The organism is Hydrogenophaga sp. ZJX-1 (assembly GCF_048590325.1).
Classification (GTDB): Bacteria; Pseudomonadota; Gammaproteobacteria; order Burkholderiales; family Burkholderiaceae_C; genus Hydrogenophaga.
The window spans coordinates 176,816-191,630 of the sequence record NZ_JBMBRA010000006.1; the positions used below are offsets into that span (position 1 = coordinate 176,816).

Genomic DNA, 14,815 nt, shown 5'->3' on the forward strand with positions numbered 1-14,815 from the left:
TTCCGATGAAACGTTTTCACGTCCACCTGCACGTCAACGACCTGGACAAGAACATTGGCTTTTATTCCGCCCTGTTCAACCAGCCGCCCACCCGCACCGAAGGCGACTACGCCAAATGGATGCTGGAAGACCCACCCGTGAACTTCGCCATCTCCACGCGCGGCACCAGCACCGGCGTGGACCACCTGGGCATCCAGGTTTCGTCGGCCGACGAGCTCGGCGCGCTCAAGGCCCAGGCACAGGCGGCCGACATGGCCCTGCTCGACGAAGGCGAAACCACCTGCTGCTACGCCCGCAGCGACAAATACTGGATCACCGACCCGCAGGGCGTGGCCTGGGAACAGTTCCACACGCTGGGCAACATCCCCGTGTTCAACGAAGCCGCGGCACCTGCGGCCACAGCGTGCTGCGCGCCAGCGCCCGCAGCCTCTTCGGCCAGTGCCTGCTGCAACCCGGCCGCGGCGCCTGCCTCAGCCGCTGGCTGCTGCGGGCGGTGATCGCCGGTATCGCCGCTGTGTGACACACCGGACGGTGTCACACGTTCGTCACATGGGTGCCAGACAATTCAATATTCATTGAAGCGTCCGCACCCGATCCCATTCCCGATTTTTCCCCTTCACTGGACCTGTCAACATGAAAGTTGGTATCAACGGCATGGGCCGCATGGGCCGCCTGGCGCTGCGCGCCGCCTTCGGCGCCATCGAACGCGAAGCCATCGACCCGCGCAACGGCAACCGCCTGGACGTCGTGCACCTGAACGAGATCAAGGGCGGCGCTGCGGCCACAGCCCACCTGCTGGCCTTTGACACGGTGCAGGGCAAATGGCGCGCCGACATCGCCGCCGAAGGCGAAGACGCCATCCGCATCAACGAACGCACGCTCTCCTTCAGCAGCCACGCCACCGCCGGCGACATCCCCTGGGGCGACCTCGGCGTGGACCTGGTGCTCGAATGCACCGGCAAGTTCCTCACGCCCGAAACCTTGCAGGGCCACCTGGATCGCGGCGCAAAACGCGTGATCGTGGCCGCGCCGGTGAAGGTCGGCGACGTGCTGAACATCGTGGTCGGTGTCAACGAACACCTCTATAGCCCCGCGCGCGACCGCATCGTGACCGCCGCCAGCTGCACCACCAACTGTCTGGCCCCGGTGGTCAAGGTGGTGCACGAAGCCATTGGCATCAGGCACGGCCAGATCACCACCCTGCACAACCCCACCAACACCAACCTGGTGGTGGACGCGCCGCACAAAGACCTGCGCCGCGCGCGCAGCGCCATGGTCAACCTGGCCCCAACGACCACCGGCAGCGCCACCGCCATCGCGCTGATCTACCCCGAACTCAAGGGCAAGCTCAATGGCCACGCGGTGCGCGTGCCGGCGCTCAATGCCTCGCTGACCGACTGCGTGTTCGAGCTCAACCGAGCGACCACGGCCGAAGAAGTGAACGCGCTGTTCGAAGCCGCTGCCAAGGGCCCGCTGGCCGGCATCCTGGGCTACGAGACCCGCCCGCTGGTGAGCGCCGATTACGCGCGCGACACCCGCAGCTCCATCGTCGACGGCCTCTCGACCATGGTGACCGACGGCACCTTGCTCAAGGTCTACGCCTGGTACGACAACGAGATGGGCTACGCCACGCGCATGGTGGACCTGGCCTGCCACATCGAGTCTCTCGGTCTCTGAGATGTCGAACGCGACCGCATCGCCTTCCACGGCTGGCACCGCCACCCGCAACTACGCCATCGTCACCGCCGCCTACTGGGGCTTCACGCTCACCGACGGCGCGCTGCGCATGCTGGTGCTGCTGCACTTCTACCGCCTGGGCTATTCACCGTTCACGCTGGCGTTTCTGTTCCTGCTGTACGAAGCGGCCGGTGTGCTGGCCAACCTGATTGGTGGCTGGCTGGCCACGCGCTACGGCATCCAGCGCATGTTGACCGTGGGCCTGCTCACGCAGATCACCGGCTTCACCCTGCTCTCGCTGCTGAACCCGGCCTGGACGGCGGCCCTGTCGGTGGCCTGGGTGGTGGTGGCGCAAGGCATCTGCGGCGTGGCCAAGGACCTGACCAAGACCGCGAGCAAGTCGGCCATCAAGATCACCGCCGACCAGGCGAAGAACCAGGGCTCGGGCCAGTTGTTCAAATGGGTCGCCTGGTTCACCGGCAGCAAGAACGCCATGAAAGGCTTCGGCTTTTTCCTCGGCGGCCTGCTGCTCGATGCACTGGGCTTCCAGCACGCGCTCTGGGCCATGGCCGGGTTGCTGGTGCTGGTGCTGGCGGGCGTGGTGGGCTTCGTGCCGCCACTGATGGGCAAGAGCAAGGCGTCCAAATCGGCCAAGGAGCTGTTCGCGAAGAACGCCGGCATCAACGCGCTGGCCGCCGCGCGCGTGGCGCTGTTCGGTGCGCGCGACGTGTGGTTCGTGGTCGGCGTGCCGGTGTTCCTGTATTCGCAGGGCTGGACCTTCACCATGGTCGGCGGCTTCCTTGCGCTCTGGACCATCGGTTACGGCCTGGTACAGGCGCTCGCCCCCCACATCGTCAAGCGCAGCGCCGACGGCCTGAGCGCCGAGGTGCCGGAGGCACGCTGGTGGTCGCTGGCGCTGGCGCTGATTCCGGTGGGCATCGCCGCGGCCGTGCTGCTGGACGCGCCGAATTTGCAGTGGTGGGTGGTCGGCGGCCTGGGCCTGTTCGGCTTCGCCTTCGCCGTCAATTCGTCGGTGCACTCCTACCTGATCCTGGCCTACGCCGGCAGCGAGAAAGCGGCCGAAGACGTGGGCTTCTACTACGCCGCCAACGCCCTGGGCCGCTTCTTCGGCACGCTGATGTCGGGCCTGCTCTACCAGTGGGGCGGCCTGCTCTACGCGCTGGTGGGCTCGGCGCTGATGCTGCTGGTGTGCTGGCTGCTGACGCTGGGTTTGCCCACGCGCCTGGCGCTCAACGGATCTCCCTCGCCCACCCCCTAGTTCCTGCATTCCTTCCAAAGGACGATCCCATGAACACCCCCAAGGTTTACAACGTGCTGTTCCTCTGCACCGGCAATTCGGCCCGCAGCATCATGGCCGAAGCCATCCTCAATGCGCAGTCGGCTGGCCGGTTCCGCGGCCACAGCGCGGGCAGCCACGCCGTGGGCAGTGTGCACCCGATGGCGATCGACCTGCTGCAGCGCAACCACTACAAGACCGACAGCCTGCGCAGCAAGAACTGGGACGAATTCGCCACGCCGGACGCGCCAGCGATGGACTTCGTGTTCACCGTCTGCGACAAGGCTGCCGCCGAAGTCTGCCCGGTCTGGCCCGGACAACCGATCTCGGCCCACTGGGGCGTGGCCGATCCTGCCGCCGCCACCGGCACCGAAGAGCAGCGCCAGCGCGCCTTCAACGATGCGTTCAGCGTGCTCTCGCGCCGCATCTCGTTGCTGATGTGCCTGCCGATCGAAAAGCTCAGCCGCCTGACGCTGCAAAAAGAAGTGACCGAGATTGGCCTGGTCACGGCCACTGAATCCACCACCACAACCACCGCCAGTGCCTGAGCCCATGAGCCTCCAGCCCCCCGTTCACATCCTCTTTCTTTGCAACCACAACACCGCCCGCAGCCTGATGGCCGAAGCCGTGCTCAACCACATGGATGGGCCCACCTTCCACGCCTATTCGGCCGGTTGTCAGCCCAGCCCGGACGGGGCTGCGCACCCGCTGACACTGGAAGTGTTGCAGGCGGCCGGCATCCGAACCGATGGTCTGCGCAGCAAAAGCTGGGATCGGTTCGCGCTGCCCGACGCGCCACACATGGACCTGATCATCACGCTGTGTGACGACGCGGCAGCGGAAGTCTGTCCGGTCTGGCCAGGCCACCCGGCCACCGCGCACTGGGGCTATGAAGATCCGACGCTTCTGACCGGCAGCCACGACGAACAGCTGTTTGCCTTCAAGCAGGTCTTGCACGCGCTGCACCAGCGTCTGGAGCTGCTGATGAACCTGCCCCTGGCCCAGCTCGACCGCCTGATGCTGGAAACCGAGGCCCGGCGCCTGGCCCAGGCCTGAGCCCTCACAATCGCCGCATGGGACTCTTCGAACGCTACCTCACCGTCTGGGTCGGCCTGGGCATCCTCGCGGGTGTCGGCCTGGGCCTGCTCACGCCCGCCAACTTCGCCGCGATCGCGGCGATTGAAGTGGCGCACGTCAACCTGATCGTCGCCGTGCTGATCTGGATCATGATCTACCCGATGATGATCCAGATCGACTTCGCAGCGGTGCGCGACGTCGGCAAGAAGCCGCAGGGCCTGATGCTCACCTTGGTGATCAACTGGCTCATCAAGCCCTTCACCATGGCGGCGCTCGGTGTGCTGTTCTTCAAGTACCTGTTCGCGCCCTTCGTGGACCCGCAGTCCGCCAACGAATACATCGCCGGCATGATCCTGCTGGGTGTGGCGCCCTGCACCGCCATGGTCTTCGTCTGGAGCCAGCTCACCAAGGGCGACCCCAACTACACGCTGGTGCAGGTCTCGGTGAACGACCTCATCATGGTGTTCGCTTTCGCGCCGATTGCCGCCTTCCTGCTCGGCGTGACCGATCTGGCCGTGCCCTGGCAGACGCTGCTGCTGTCCACCATGCTCTATGTGGTGCTGCCGTTGGTGGCGGGTGTGCTCACGCGGCAATGGCTGCGTTCGCGCGGTGGCGAGGTGGCGGTGAGCGCGTTCGTGAAGTTGCTCAAGCCCTGGTCGGTGGTGGGCCTGATTGCCACCGTCGTGCTGCTGTTCGGATTCCAGGCCGAGACCATCGTGGCCCAGCCGCTGGTGATCGGGCTGATCGCCATCCCCCTGCTGATACAGACCTATGGCATTTTTGCCATCGGTTACGTGGGTGCGCGCTGGCTCAAATTGCCGCACAACATCGCCGCGCCGGCCTGCCTGATCGGCACCTCGAATTTCTTCGAACTCGCCGTGGCGGTCGCAATCTCGCTCTTCGGCCTGCACTCGGGCGCCGCCCTGGCCACGGTGGTCGGCGTGCTGGTGGAGGTGCCTGTGATGCTGTCGCTGGTGGCGCTGATCAACCGCACGCAGCACTGGTTCGTGCCCCAGGCGAGCTGAGCAGCGGCACCGCGCTGCTCATTACTACAATTTGAACGAGCTGCTGTGGCAGCCTGCCTTGGCGGTTCCCTTCGGTGAAGGACCGCCTTCTTCGATCGAACCAGGAGCATCCCCATGCACACACCGCGCACCCTGTTGGTCGTCAGTTTGCTCTCATCGATCTGGGGTTGCTCCAGCATTTCCCTCGAACCGCAGGAACCGCCCGTGCGAGAGGTGAAGTCCATCGACGGCCAGTCTGAAGGCGAGGTCACGGGCACCGCCGCACCCGGCAGCCGGTTTGCCCAGCTCCGGATCGGCATGGAGGCCCAGTCGGTCCGAAAGCGCATCGGCGAGGCCGATGCGATGTACTCCCACGACACCGGCAAGCGCTGGATCCCGTTTTACTTCGGCAGCGATGCCCGCCGCATCATCACCCACTACAAAGGCGAAGGCTGCCTGACCTTCACCGGTGGCACCGTCTGGGGCGGTGGCAACAACCAGCTGATCCGCATCGACAACGACCCTTCGGGCCGGTGTTACCAGCCGTGAGCGCGTCGCACTGATCCCTGCCGGAGCGGCCGCCGGCCTGCCAGAATACGGGGCTGTGACTTCCGCCCCCACCCCGATCCAGCCACTGCCCGCGAGGCCTCTGGCGCTGACCTGCCACCCCGCCACACCCTGCCCGCTCGACCTGCAGCTGAGCGTGTCGCTGGCGGCGGCGGGTACCGAGACGGGCGCAGGCTGGCTGCTGCACTACCGCATCACGGGTGACACGGCGGGTCTGCGCGTCCCGCCGCCCGGTGTTCCCGGACCAGCCGATGGCCTGTGGCAGCACACCTGCCTGGAAGCGTTCGTCGCCCGCGCTGGCGAGCCGGCCTACCAGGAGTTCAATTTTTCGCCATCGGGTCGGTGGGCGGCCTACCGCTTCAGTGCTGAACGGGTGCGCGATCTGCCCGCCGAGGTGGCTGCGCCGGCCTGTGCACCCGAACTGGTGTTCGTGGAACAACCGCAGTCCATGGATCTGCAGGTCTGGCTGCCGCGAGAGGCGCTGCCGCCGGCCGCGGCCGGTGCGCCCTTGATGCTGGGTCTGAGCGCCGTCCTGGAGACCCGCGACGGCCAGCTCAGCTACTGGGCCCTGCACCACCCCGCCGCACGCCCCGACTTTCACCACCGTGCCGGCTTCGCGCATGTGCTCGACCTGCCGCCGTTTCCCACAGCACCCTTCAACCCTGCCTGACACCCCGCATGAAATTCGGCATCGAACGTTTTCTGGAAGACCCTGCCCTGCGCGCACCGCTCGCCGGCCGCCGCGTCGCCCTGCTGGCCCACCCGGCTTCGGTCACCCGTGATCTCACCCATTCGCTCGACGCGCTCGCCGCCCTGCCCGACGTGAAACTCACGGCCGCCTTCGGCCCGCAGCACGGCCTGCGTGGCGACAAGCAGGACAACATGGTCGAGTCGCCCGACTACCTCGACCCGCGCCTCGGCATCCCGGTGTTCAGCCTGTACGGCGAGGTGCGCCGCCCGACCGACGCCATGATGGACACGTTCGACGTGTTGCTGGTCGATCTGCAGGACCTGGGCTGCCGCATCTACACCTTCATCACCACGCTGCGCTACGTGCTCGAAACCGCCGCGCAACATGGCAAGGCGGTCTGGGTGCTCGACCGCCCCAACCCCGCCGGCCGCCCGGTGGAGGGCCTGACGCTGCGCGCGGGCTGGGAAAGCTTCGTCGGCGCCGGCCCCATGCCCATGCGCCACGGCATGACCATGGGCGAACTCGGCCACTGGTTCATCGGATTGTTGAAGCTGGAAGTGGAATACCGTGTCATCACCATGGAAGGCTGGGCGCCCGACGCAGCGCCCGGTTTCGGCTGGCCCACCGAGCGCACCTGGGTCAACCCCAGCCCCAACGCCGCCAACCTCTGGATGGCCCGCGCCTACGCCGGCACCGTGATGCTCGAAGGCACGACGCTCAGCGAAGGCCGAGGCACCACACGCCCGCTGGAGCTGTTCGGCGCCCCCGACATCGATGCCCGACGGCTCATTGCCGACATGCGCCGTATCGCCCCGCAGTGGCTCAAAGGTTGCATGCTGCGCGAGTGTTTCTTCGAGCCGACGTTCCACAAACACGCCGGCCAGCTCTGCGCCGGCGTGCAGATCCATGTGGAAGACCCGACGCACTACGACCACGCCACCTTCCAGCCCTGGCGCCTGCAGGCCCTGGCCTTCAAGGCGCTGCGGCTGCAGGCGCCCGGCTACCCGCTGTGGCGCGACTTCGCCTACGAATACGAACACGATCGCCTGGCGATCGACCTCATCAATGGCGGTCCAGCGTTGCGCGAGTGGGTGGACGATCCGAAGTCAAAGCCCGAAGACCTCGATGCGATCACCAGGCCGGACGAAGCGGCCTGGATAGAGACCCGGAAACCCCACCTGCTCTACTGAGCAACGGGGGTCAGTTCACAGCCACTTCTGCATGAACTGCGCCGTGCCCATGGCCGGATCCAGCTGGTAACCGGCGTAGCCGATGCGCTGGTAGAGCTTGACCGCGGGCGCATTGCCCGAGAGCACCTCCAGCGTCATCTTCACCGCCCCGCGTTCGCGGGCGATGACCTCGGCCAGCGCCAGCATCTGCTCGGCGATGCCGCGCCCTCGGTGGCTGGACAACACGGCCACGTCGTGCACGTTCACCAGCGGCTTGCACGCAAAGGTCGAAAAACCCTCGATGCAATTGACCAGGCCCACCGGTGCGTCACCGTCGAATGCCAGCACGCTGTAGGCCTGTGGTCGCGCAGCCAGTTCACGCACCAGGTGGGCCTTGGCAAAGTCGCTCAGTCCTTCCCCGCCACCCGCCGGATCGCTGGCGTAAGCGTCGAGCAGCATCACCAGCGATGCCGCATCGTGCGGGTTGGCGTAGTCCGCACGGCGAACCGAAAACGCGGCCGCCATCATCCGGCCCTCACCGCGTTCACCAGCCGCTCGGCGCAAGCCTGGGCCTGCTGAGGATCGCGCGCCTCGACCATCACGCGAAGCAGTGGCTCGGTGCCACTGGCGCGGATCAGCACCCGCCCCGTGTCCCCCAGTTCGGCCTCGACCGCTTTCGTCTCATCGACCAGCAAGGTGTTGGTTCTCCAGTCCTGCCCGGGCTGCAGGCGCACATTGATCAGGGTCTGCGGAAACAGCGTCACATCGGCCAGCAGCTGTGCCATGGTCTTGCCGCTGCCGGCGCAGGCCTGCAACACCTGCAGCGCCGACACCAGGCCGTCGCCGGTGGTGTGCTTGTCCAGCACCAGCAAGTGCCCCGAGCCTTCACCGCCGAGGATCCAGCCGTGGCGCTCCAGCTCTTCAAGCACGTAACGGTCGCCCACCTTCGCTCGCACGAACCTGACCCCGCGTTTCCGGAACGCCACCTCGACCGCCATGTTGGTCATCAGCGTGCCCACCACGCCGGGCACGTCCACGTCGCGAGCGATGCGATCGGCCGCGATCAGGTACAGCAGCTCGTCGCCGTTGTACAGGCGCCCGCTGGCGTCCACCAGTTGCAGCCGGTCCGCGTCACCGTCGAGGGCCACGCCATAGTGGGCCCCGCTCGCCCGCACCGCATCGACCAGGGCCTGCGGATGGGTCGCGCCGACCTCGTGGTTGATGTTCAATCCGTCGGGGGCGCAGCCGATGCGCACCACCTCGGCGCCCAGCTCATGGAACACCGCGGGCGCGATCTGGTAGGCCGCGCCGTGGGCGGCGTCGACCACGATCTTCAGACCCTTGAGGGTGAGGTCGTTGGAAAAAGTGCTCTTGCAGAACTCGATGTAGCGACCCGCCGCGTCGTCCATGCGCCGCGCCTTGCCCAGGTTGCGCGAGTCGGCCCAGACCGGGTCCTTGTCCAGCTCGGCCTCGACGGCGTGCTCCCAGTCGTCCGAGAGCTTGTTGCCCTGCGCGCTGAAGAACTTGATGCCGTTGTCACCAAAAGGGTTGTGACTCGCCGAGATCACCACGCCCAGGCTGGCGCGCTGCGCGCGGGTCAGGTAGGCCACGGCGGGCGTGGGTACCGGGCCGAGCAAGACCACGTCCACTCCGGCGGAGTTGAAGCCGGACTCCAGCGCACTTTCCAGCATGTAGCCCGAGATGCGCGTGTCCTTGCCGATCAGCACCGTGGGGTGCGCCTCGTCGCGCTTGAGCACGCGGCCCACGGCGTGAGCCAGTTTGAGAACGAAATCGGGGGTGATCGGGGCCTGGCCAACGGTCCCTCGGATGCCGTCGGTGCCAAAGTATTTGCGGGTCATGGGTTTGATTTTAGGGTGCCGCACGGGACGCGCCCTGCGCGAGAAGCTTCGCCTAGGAAATCAGCCTCGCGATCACACAGGCGCTTCCACAGGGGGCGAAGGCAGCAGCATGGCGATGGTGTTGCCGTCCTTGCTCAGGCAATGGGACTGCATATCCCCTTGACCCGCGTAACAGGTTTGCTCTTTGGCCGCTGCTGCGGCCAAAGTGTTGCCATGAGCGTCGGTTCATGCCCAGGTGTCCGACTCGCGACCCCTACTGATCCTTGGACTGCTGCCGGCCAAAAGAGGACTTTCGGTTCCAATTCACTTGGGTGTTGACAATCGCGATTTTGTGCAAAAGAAGTACGCTCAAGTAGACTGACGTCATGCTTCCCAGTAAGCGCAAATCTTGGATCACGACCCCCTATGGAATCGTGGAAAAGTTGGAGAAAATCAAAGCTGGCGTCCGAGCTTAGGTGGAACTTTGGTCTCGACAGGGCAAGCAGCAGGTCGGGGACGTCAAAGTGCGCTACCTAGGGTTGGTCAAGAACTCAGCACGATTGAACGCCTTCTTGTGCGAACTGAGCAATTCGCGGACGGCTTGGCGCAGGATTTTTCAAGGACTACAGTCACGGAGCACCTTCAAACGGAAAATCATAGAAATGAAATTCCAGTGAAGGCACTTAAAAAGTGCCACCCTGCTTCCTATCATGTGGAATATATTTTTCAAATGTTTCCTCAGCGGATGTGTTGAACACTACCCCTAACGCAGCAAGAACCAAAATCTCACCAACTATACGAAGGAAGCCAATGCAATCTCAAGATCATCTCGTGGACGCCCGTGTTAATCGTTATCGACAGGCATTTGATGCAGCAAAGAGTATGGCAACGCTGACGCAAGAAAATCTCGTGGAAGGACTGACTGAGAAGCTTAAAGATATTCTGCAGCGGGACGAGGTTGTAGGACTTGCCTATCGAGCAACAATTATTGGTATTGACCGAGATCAGTTGAATGCATTGATTGAAAAAAACTACAATGCAGAAAAGAAGACATTATCGATCTCAGGCTTTACTCAAGATTTTCTTGAATGTATTCGTCAGCACCTTCGGGAGCAAGATCTACTAGCGACAACTAAATCTTTACTTCCTGACGATTTGCCTCAGTTAATACTTAGCGCAATAGGAGATACGATAAAGCATTGTATCGATACTCAGGTGCTTTTATGCGCGAATTTCTTCTACTGCTTCGATGAAGATTGCGCAACGATTAGAGCCTACAAGAAAATTTTATTAGCGAAGAAGCGACAATTATCTTCAATTGACAAATGGGGCGATGTAGACATGAGCCCATGGTTCAACGTGCTACGAGAGTTCTCTTCGGAAAAGCTTCGCATTGGCGCAATGGAAGCACTGATTTCGTCAACACAATCAGATGAAGCGAGGGAGCATTTTGCATCCATTTTTCCGGGCGGACACATCGGTAGTACATTGATCTATATCGTCCTTTCGGAAGGATCAGATGATGAAATGGAAGAGGAGGCTGAAATTTCGACCGGGCGCGACTATGAAATCTCGCTGAGTCTAAAAATTCAGAATGCTTTCCCAGATGCCGTGGTGGAAACAACACCCGCCTCTCGAGATCAGGGTGCTGACATAATAGTTACTACGCCAAAGTTAAAAATCGCGATCCAAGCTAAATACTATTCAACGCCAGTTGGCAACGCCGCAGTACAAGAGGTCTTTGCTTCGAAGTCATTTTACAATGCATCTGACTGCATGGTTATTTCACCAATGGGATACACCAATGCCGCCAAACTGCTGGCGACAAAAACAAATGTATTTCTGGCAAACGATGATGACTATATCGAGTTACTTCGGTGTCTTATGGAATAAATTCCATTCGAGTGTCAGTACGAGATTCGAACTGCGCACGCACTTCTTGCTGAAAATTCGATGCACCATAGCAATTGCGTTTCTAAGCTTGAAGGAGTATAAATTTTTCAAACCTCGAATACTTGGGAGATTTTTTCGTGGAATATGAAAATGATTTCGAACTCAGCTTCATGCAGCGAACGTTGGATTTAGTTAAAGAATACAACGACCCCAATGAGGCCACTCTGCTCATAAATTGTCTGCTTGGGTTGCTGATTCTTCCGAAGGAGTCTCTAAATAACAGCATCCCTTCTATTGATTTTGATAATCTTGCGGAATGGGGTATCCAGTCAAGCTCAATAAAAGCTTTAGGTAGTTGCAATTATGGGCATAGCCATAAGCCGAACCTTAAGCAGTAAATAGTGCGACTCCGAAATGCAGTCGCACACTTCAAAATCGAGCCGTGCCATCAATCTGGGGTAGTTTTTGGATATTCGTTTCATGATAGAAATGGGTTCCATGCAGAAATTTGCTTGGAAGAGATCAGGGAGTTTGTTTTTAAGCTGGCGACACATTTGAAAATTCAGTAGATCAGATCCGCCTTGCATCAAGGCCCTCCTTTAAAAGCCAAGGATAGGTGCGCCGAAACAACCTATCTGCTTTCACCCTGTGCGACTGTCCACAATGGGTCGACAGCTGCCGACCGACTTGAGTCTCACGACCGAGCCCACTCAGCCATAGCCGGACCGTTAGCCAGTAAATCGACAGATTCCTCCTGACTGACACCCGACAATAAGAACAGCTAGGCCATGCTGGCCTGCCAGACCGCGAGTGCGTCAACTGTCTCGCACACATCGTGTACCCGTACCACCCGGGCGCCCCGCTCCACCGACAACAAGGCCGCCGCCACACTGGCCGACACGCGTTCGGCAGGCAGCTCTCGCCCGGTCACGGCACCCAGGGAGGACTTGCGCGACCAACCCGCCAAGAGGGGATAGCCCTCGACGAGCAACTCCTGCTGGCGCGCGAGCAGGCTGAAGTTCTGTTCGACGGTTTTGCCGAATCCGATGCCGGGATCGAGAACGATGCGCTCGGCAGCCACATTCAGAGCGCGCAGGGCACTCACCCGAACTCGCAGAAATTCGGCGACCGAGGGCACCACGTCCCCCTGCATGGGAGCGACCTGCATGGTCTGCGGATCGCGGTGCATGTGCATCAGGCACACGCCGCAGCGCGGATGCGCTGCGACCACCTGCAACGCATTGCCCTGACGCAGCGCCCAGATGTCGTTGATGATGTCGACCCCTTCGTCCAGGACAGCCCGCATGACCTCGGGTTTGTAGGTGTCCACGGACAGCGGCACACCGAACTTCACGGCTTCGCGAACCACAGGTAAAACACGCGCCAGCTCCTCGTCCAGTGGCACTGCCGGGCTGCCCGGTCGGGTGGATTCGCCACCGATATCGAGAATGTGCGCACCATCTTTCAGCAACTGCTCGCAGTGCGCCAGCGCGGCCCGGGTGCCGGCGTGTTGACCGCCGTCTGAAAAGGAATCGGGCGTGACGTTGACGATGCCCATGACCTTGGGTTGGCTCAGGTCGATGTCGAAGCGGGAGGTTTGCCAGTGCATGAATGGAGTCCGCAAAAAGCAACGGGGCCAAAGGCCCCGTCAGGTGAAAGCAGGTAAAAGCCTGCGGGATCAGGCCGCCGTTGGCGCCGGATCGGTGTTCACAGCGGGAGTGCCACCGCTGCCTCCACCACCACCCACGGAAGGGTTGCGGGGCGTCCAGTCCTTGGGCGGACGGGGTGGCTTGCCGGCCATGATGTCATCGATCTGGTCGGCATCGATGGTTTCCCATTCCAACAAGGCTTTCGCCATGGCGTGCATCTTGTCGCTGTTTTCTTCGATCAGGTCGCGCGCCAGCTTGTACTGCTGGTCGATGATGCGGCGCACCTCGGCGTCGACCTTCTGCATGGTGGACTCGCTCATGTTGGTGGTCTTGGTCACCGAGCGGCCCAGAAACACTTCGCCTTCGTTTTCAGCGTAAACCATGGGGCCGAGTGCATCGGTCATGCCGTAGCGCATCACCATGTCACGTGCAATCGTGGTCGCGCGTTCGAAGTCGTTGGACGCGCCGGTGGTCATCTGGTGCATGAACACTTCTTCGGCGATGCGGCCACCAAACAACATGCTGATCTGGTTCAGCATGTAGTCCTTGTCGTAGCTGTAGCGGTCTTGCGCGGGCAGGCTCATGGTCACACCCAGTGCGCGACCGCGCGGAATGATGGTGACCTTGTGCACCGGATCGCACTTGGGCAGCAGTTTGCCGATCAGCGCGTGGCCGGACTCGTGGTAGGCCGTGTTGCGGCGTTCTTCCTCGGGCATCACCATGCTCTTGCGCTCGGGGCCCATGAAGATCTTGTCTTTGGCCTTTTCGAAATCCTGCATCTCGACCACGCGGGCGTTGCGGCGCGCGGCCATCAGGGCGGCTTCGTTGCACAGGTTGGCCAGATCGGCGCCGCTCATGCCGGGCGTGCCCCGGGCGATCACGCTCGGGTTCACGTCGGTACCCAACGGTACTTTGCGCATGTGCACATTGAGAATCTGCTCGCGGCCACGGATGTCGGGCAGCGTCACGTAGACCTGGCGGTCAAAACGCCCCGGGCGCAGCAAGGCAGCGTCCAGGATGTCCGGGCGGTTGGTGGCCGCGACCACGATCACACCCAGATTGGTTTCGAAACCGTCCATCTCAACCAGCATCTGGTTCAGGGTCTGCTCGCGCTCGTCATTGCCGCCGCCCAGGCCAGCACCACGCTGGCGACCAACGGCGTCAATTTCATCGATGAAGATGATGCAGGGTGCGTTCTTCTTGGCGTTTTCGAACATGTCGCGCACGCGGGCCGCGCCCACACCGACGAACATCTCAACGAAGTCAGAGCCCGAAATACTGAAGAACGGCACCTTGGCTTCGCCAGCGATGCCCTTGGCCAGCAGCGTTTTACCAGTGCCTGGAGGGCCAACCAGCAGCAAACCACGCGGTATGCGACCACCCAGCTTTTGGAACTTGGCCGGATCCTTGAGAAAGTCCACGACTTCCTTGACTTCTTCCTTGGCCTCATCGCAACCTGCCACGTCGGCGAAAGTTACGGTGTTGTTGTTCTCGTCGAGCATGCGCGCTTTGCTCTTGCCGAAGCTGAAAGCACCACCTTTGCCGCCACCCTGCATCTGGCGCATGAAGTAGATCCAGACGCCGATCAGCAGCAGCATCGGGCCCCAGCTCACGAGCAGGGTCATCAGCAGCGAGCCTTCTTCGCGCGGGCGCACGTCGAACTTGACGTTGTTGTTGATCAGGTCACCCACCAGGCCGCGGTCCAGATAGGTTGCCGTGGTACGGATGCGCCGGTCGTCCTGGGTCACGGCCACGATCTCGGTGCCGCCCTGGCCTTCCTGGATGGTGGCGCTCTTGATGCGCTGGGCTTTCACCTCGTCAAGAAACTCGGAGTAGCCGATGTAGCCAGCGCCAGCCGCTGCGCGGCCGTCAAACTGCTTGAAGACGGTGAAAAGCACCATGGCGATAACCATCCACACGGCGATTTTCGAGAACCACTGGTTGTTCAAGTGC

General features: G+C 62.2%; 15 protein-coding genes. 11 read left to right on the top strand and 4 right to left on the bottom strand.

Annotated features, from left to right (window positions below; genetic code table 11):
• Positions 1–5 precede the first annotated feature (5 nt).
• The 9 genes from ACN5W5_RS17785 to ACN5W5_RS17825 all read left to right on the top strand — a co-directional run bounded on the left by ACN5W5_RS17785 (position 6) and on the right by ACN5W5_RS17825 (position 7,503).
• Positions 6–497, top strand: coding sequence for an ArsI/CadI family heavy metal resistance metalloenzyme (locus ACN5W5_RS17785; RefSeq protein WP_420049811.1), 492 nt, complete (start codon positions 6–8; stop codon positions 495–497).
• Between the two features lie 136 nt (positions 498–633).
• Positions 634–1,677 carry an ArsJ-associated glyceraldehyde-3-phosphate dehydrogenase gene (locus tag ACN5W5_RS17790; protein WP_420049812.1) on the top strand — a complete coding sequence of 348 codons (1,044 nt, stop codon included), beginning with the start codon at positions 634–636 and terminating at the stop codon, positions 1,675–1,677.
• A 1-nt stretch (position 1,678) separates the two neighbouring features.
• Positions 1,679–2,956 carry an organoarsenical effux MFS transporter ArsJ gene (arsJ, locus tag ACN5W5_RS17795; RefSeq protein ID WP_420049813.1) on the top strand — a complete coding sequence of 426 codons (1,278 nt, stop codon included), beginning with the start codon at positions 1,679–1,681 and terminating at the stop codon, positions 2,954–2,956.
• A gap of 29 nt (positions 2,957–2,985) precedes the next feature.
• Complete coding sequence (locus ACN5W5_RS17800) at positions 2,986–3,522, top strand: arsenate reductase ArsC (RefSeq protein ID WP_420049814.1); 537 nt, start codon at positions 2,986–2,988, stop codon at positions 3,520–3,522.
• Between the two features lie 4 nt (positions 3,523–3,526).
• A complete protein-coding gene (locus ACN5W5_RS17805) occupies positions 3,527–4,030 on the top strand; it encodes an arsenate reductase ArsC (RefSeq protein WP_420049815.1) in 504 nt (167 codons plus the stop codon).
• 17 nt (positions 4,031–4,047) lie between these two features.
• Entirely contained in the window at positions 4,048–5,076 is a 1,029-nt protein-coding gene (arsB, locus tag ACN5W5_RS17810) for an ACR3 family arsenite efflux transporter (RefSeq protein ID WP_420049816.1), read from the top strand.
• Between the two features lie 114 nt (positions 5,077–5,190).
• Positions 5,191–5,604 (top strand): hypothetical protein, encoded by a 414-nt coding sequence (locus tag ACN5W5_RS17815; protein WP_420049817.1) that lies wholly within the window; start codon positions 5,191–5,193, stop codon positions 5,602–5,604.
• Between the two features lie 55 nt (positions 5,605–5,659).
• A complete protein-coding gene (locus ACN5W5_RS17820) occupies positions 5,660–6,292 on the top strand; it encodes a DOMON-like domain-containing protein (protein ID WP_420049818.1) in 633 nt (210 codons plus the stop codon).
• Between the two features lie 8 nt (positions 6,293–6,300).
• On the top strand, positions 6,301–7,503 hold the full coding sequence (locus tag ACN5W5_RS17825; protein WP_420049819.1) for an exo-beta-N-acetylmuramidase NamZ domain-containing protein: 1,203 nt from the start codon (positions 6,301–6,303) through the stop codon (positions 7,501–7,503).
• Between the two features lie 15 nt (positions 7,504–7,518).
• Here the strand turns inward: ACN5W5_RS17825 and ACN5W5_RS17830 are convergent, their stop codons facing one another.
• Complete coding sequence (locus tag ACN5W5_RS17830; RefSeq protein WP_420049978.1) at positions 7,519–8,007, bottom strand: GNAT family N-acetyltransferase; 489 nt, start codon at positions 8,005–8,007, stop codon at positions 7,519–7,521.
• Positions 8,007–9,341 carry a phosphoglucosamine mutase gene (gene glmM / locus ACN5W5_RS17835; RefSeq protein ID WP_420049820.1) on the bottom strand — a complete coding sequence of 445 codons (1,335 nt, stop codon included), beginning with the start codon at positions 9,339–9,341 and terminating at the stop codon, positions 8,007–8,009. The genes ACN5W5_RS17830 and glmM overlap by 1 nt, the downstream gene beginning before the upstream one ends.
• Positions 9,342–10,130: 789 nt before the next feature.
• Here glmM and ACN5W5_RS17840 point away from each other — a divergent pair.
• Together ACN5W5_RS17840 and ACN5W5_RS17845 are read left to right on the top strand one after the other, a co-directional pair.
• Positions 10,131–11,213, top strand: a complete 1,083-nt coding sequence (locus ACN5W5_RS17840) for a restriction endonuclease (RefSeq protein WP_420049821.1) — start codon at positions 10,131–10,133, stop codon at positions 11,211–11,213.
• Positions 11,214–11,350: 137 nt separating this feature from the next.
• A complete protein-coding gene (locus tag ACN5W5_RS17845; RefSeq protein ID WP_420049822.1) occupies positions 11,351–11,611 on the top strand; it encodes a HEPN family nuclease in 261 nt (86 codons plus the stop codon).
• Positions 11,612–11,994: 383 nt separating this feature from the next.
• Here the strand turns inward: ACN5W5_RS17845 and folP are convergent, their stop codons facing one another.
• Positions 11,995–12,822 (bottom strand): dihydropteroate synthase, encoded by an 828-nt coding sequence (gene folP / locus ACN5W5_RS17850; RefSeq protein WP_420049823.1) that lies wholly within the window; start codon positions 12,820–12,822, stop codon positions 11,995–11,997.
• A gap of 69 nt (positions 12,823–12,891) precedes the next feature.
• Complete coding sequence (gene ftsH, locus ACN5W5_RS17855; protein ID WP_420049824.1) at positions 12,892–14,811, bottom strand: ATP-dependent zinc metalloprotease FtsH; 1,920 nt, start codon at positions 14,809–14,811, stop codon at positions 12,892–12,894.
• Positions 14,812–14,815: the final 4 nt, after the last annotated feature.

Excerpts from the sequence above, each read along its gene's own strand:
- ACN5W5_RS17785 (WP_420049811.1), top strand. The coding sequence starts at position 6 with ATGAAACGTTTTCACGTCCACCTGCACGTCAACGACCTGGACAAGAAC.
- ACN5W5_RS17790 (WP_420049812.1), top strand. The coding sequence starts at position 634 with ATGAAAGTTGGTATCAACGGCATGGGCCGCATGGGCCGCCTGGCGCTG.
- arsJ (WP_420049813.1), top strand. The coding sequence starts at position 1,679 with ATGTCGAACGCGACCGCATCGCCTTCCACGGCTGGCACCGCCACCCGC.
- ACN5W5_RS17800 (WP_420049814.1), top strand. The coding sequence starts at position 2,986 with ATGAACACCCCCAAGGTTTACAACGTGCTGTTCCTCTGCACCGGCAAT.
- ACN5W5_RS17805 (WP_420049815.1), top strand. The coding sequence starts at position 3,527 with ATGAGCCTCCAGCCCCCCGTTCACATCCTCTTTCTTTGCAACCACAAC.
- arsB (WP_420049816.1), top strand. The coding sequence starts at position 4,048 with ATGGGACTCTTCGAACGCTACCTCACCGTCTGGGTCGGCCTGGGCATC.
- ACN5W5_RS17815 (WP_420049817.1), top strand. The coding sequence starts at position 5,191 with ATGCACACACCGCGCACCCTGTTGGTCGTCAGTTTGCTCTCATCGATC.
- ACN5W5_RS17825 (WP_420049819.1), top strand. The coding sequence starts at position 6,301 with ATGAAATTCGGCATCGAACGTTTTCTGGAAGACCCTGCCCTGCGCGCA.
- ACN5W5_RS17830 (WP_420049978.1), bottom strand. The coding sequence starts at position 8,007 with ATGGCGGCCGCGTTTTCGGTTCGCCGTGCGGACTACGCCAACCCGCAC.
- glmM (WP_420049820.1), bottom strand. The coding sequence starts at position 9,341 with ATGACCCGCAAATACTTTGGCACCGACGGCATCCGAGGGACCGTTGGC.
- ACN5W5_RS17840 (WP_420049821.1), top strand. The coding sequence starts at position 10,131 with ATGCAATCTCAAGATCATCTCGTGGACGCCCGTGTTAATCGTTATCGA.
- folP (WP_420049823.1), bottom strand. The coding sequence starts at position 12,822 with ATGCACTGGCAAACCTCCCGCTTCGACATCGACCTGAGCCAACCCAAG.